Source organism: Pseudomonas juntendi (genome assembly GCF_009932375.1).
GTDB classification, from domain to species: domain Bacteria; phylum Pseudomonadota; class Gammaproteobacteria; order Pseudomonadales; family Pseudomonadaceae; genus Aquipseudomonas; species Aquipseudomonas juntendi.
In genome coordinates this window covers 1-2,369 of the sequence record NZ_BLJG01000273.1, presented here as the reverse complement: position 1 = coordinate 2,369, position 2,369 = coordinate 1, and the positions used below count along the sequence as shown (strand labels likewise).

Here is a 2,369-nt window from a genome sequence, read left to right as displayed (position 1 = left end):
GGCCGCGAAGCGGCCCCAGCAATGGATGTGTTTACGCGAATATCCTGGGACCGCTTGGCGGTCCTTTCGCGACGCAAGGCCGCTCCCACAAGAAGAGACTGCGCAGGATTCAGGCCCGGAACTGGCCCAGGCTGGCGCGTAGCTGAGCCGCCAAGTCATCCAGCACCTTGCTGCTGGCCGTGGTCTGCATCACCACCTCAGCCGAGCGTTCGGCCTGGGCATGGATGTTCTCCACCCGCCCCCGCACCGCCTGTGCGCCATGGGCCTGTTGTTCGGCAGCGCGAGTCGCCAAACCAATGGCCGCGTGAACTTGCTCCACCGCAGCCTGCACCGACTGCTGGCGACGTTCGTTGTCGCGCAGCACCAACAGGCCTTCACTGGCCTTGAGCCCGGCCTGGCTGATAGTAGCCACGGCCTCCTTGGCGCCCTTCTGTAACGCGGCGATGTGCGACTGTATATCGCCAGTGGAGCTTTGTGTCTTGCTCGCCAGCGCCCGCACCTCATCGGCCACCACGGCAAACCCGCGCCCGGTCTCGCCTGCCCGGGCCGCCTCGATGGCGGCGTTCAAGGCCAGCAGGTTGGTCTGCTCGGCGATGCCGTGAATAACCGTCAGCACCACTTCGATCTGCTCACTCTGCTTGGCCAGGCGCTCGATCACCTGGGAACCCGTCTCCACTTGGCCGGCCAGGTTCTCGATCAAGCTCGCCAGCTGGGTCGAGCTGCGGCTGTTGTCGTCGGTGGCCTGGCGAATATCCACCACCTGCTGCAGAGCCGCCTGCATCGCATGGCTTTCGGCCTGGGCTTCGTCAGCCATGCTCGACAGGTCGCGCAGGCTCGCTGCCACTTCATCACGCTGCAGCGCGGCAGCAGCATCGGCGCCGGCATTGCGCTGGGCCATCGCGCCTATCTCCACGCCGGTACGCTGTGCCACTTCGCCCGCCTCCCGCACGATTGGCTGCAGCTTGTCGACAAAACGGTTCACCGCCGAGGCCATGTCGCCAATTTCATCGCGGCTGTCGAGTGGCACGCGCTTGGTCAGGTCGCCCTCGCCGGCCGCAAGGTCATTCAGGGCAGTTATCAACAGGCGCAACTTGCTCAGCACCCGGCGCCCCAGCACCACGGCAACGACCAGCAATACACCTAACCCCACCAGCGCCAGGCCCAGGCCGATGCGCCAGCGCAGCTCGGCAGCGGCATCGCGTACGGTCTGCGCGGTATTGGCCTGCATTGCCGCTGCACTGCCCTGTGCTTTCTGCAGGCGTTCGCGCAGGGTGTTGCCGCTGTCGGCGGCAGCACCGTTCAGGCTGTCGCCAACCAACTGTTCACCACTGGCAATCAGCGCCGAAAAGCGCTGGTCAAGGGCCTTGAGTTCCTGGTCGATGCCTGCGGTGGAAACCCCCATCACCACTTTGCCGATTTCCGCACCATTGGGGTTGATCGGCGCTTCCACGAAGTACACCGCCGGGTCGCGCCGGGCGGCGTCGATCACCTTGTCCAGCGCGCGCTCGCCTTGGCCTTTCTCCATCAACGCCTGGTTGATCGGGTTTTGCCGGTTCAGGTAGCGGGTCAGGTGCTGGCCCTGCGCGTCGTCGTAGATCACGAACAGCACATTGGGATTGCGCTGGGCGCGGCGGGCGAAGTCGGAGAGTACCGGCACGTCGTTATCCCAGATCGCCCGCGGGGCGACCGAGGCCAGCAACTCGGCCATGTCGCTGGCCGAATCCTTGAGGTTCTTCTCCAGGGTGCTGCGCAGTTGCTGCTGCTCGCTTTGCAGGCGCGTCGCCAACCCCGCGCTGAGGCGCTGGCGAGTGCTGCTGGACAGGCCGTCGAGGCCCGAACGTACATCTTGCCCGGCCTGCTCCAGCTCGCTGGCGAGTTGGCGGCTGTCATTACCCAGGCGCTCGCCAAGGTCGGCCTCCAGGGCAGTCACCGTGCTGCGGGTGAGGGCAACGGCAACCAGTACCTGCACCAAAAGCGCGATACCAAGGGCAACAAACACAGGCCGCAGAAGGCGGCTTCGTAACAGTGAGAGGATGGCAGACACGTTGTAACCCTCGTGTTTTCTGGCGCCACTATTTTGATGGCATCGTCAGATGTTTCTTACAGCAAGGGTTGTGCCGGGGGGAGCAGGGATATGCGCCAAGGTTGAGCAACGGGGTTGCCTGGGCTGGTCCTATCGCCTGCAAGCCAGCCTCCACAGAAAGCCCACAGCGCTCAAGGCAGGCATACGCCACAATCGAGTAGGAGGCGGGTTCACACCCGCCGTCCTCTCACACCACCGTGCGTACGGCTCCGTACACGGCGGTTCAAGCTATGCGGCTAAGCCGGTTGATCGTATCCAGTATCGAGACCAGTCCGAGTCGATCCCA

At 64.5% G+C, this 2,369-nt stretch carries 1 protein-coding gene and 1 pseudogene; both read right to left on the bottom strand.

The annotated features are described in order from the left end of the window. Positions 1–109 precede the first annotated feature (109 nt). Complete coding sequence (locus GYA94_RS28805; RefSeq protein ID WP_438826251.1) at positions 110–898, bottom strand: methyl-accepting chemotaxis protein; 789 nt, start codon at positions 896–898, stop codon at positions 110–112. Positions 899–967: 69 nt separating this feature from the next. Further along, positions 968–1,228, bottom strand: a pseudogene (locus GYA94_RS28800) (HAMP domain-containing protein); the annotation flags it as partial. Positions 1,229–2,369: the final 1,141 nt, after the last annotated feature.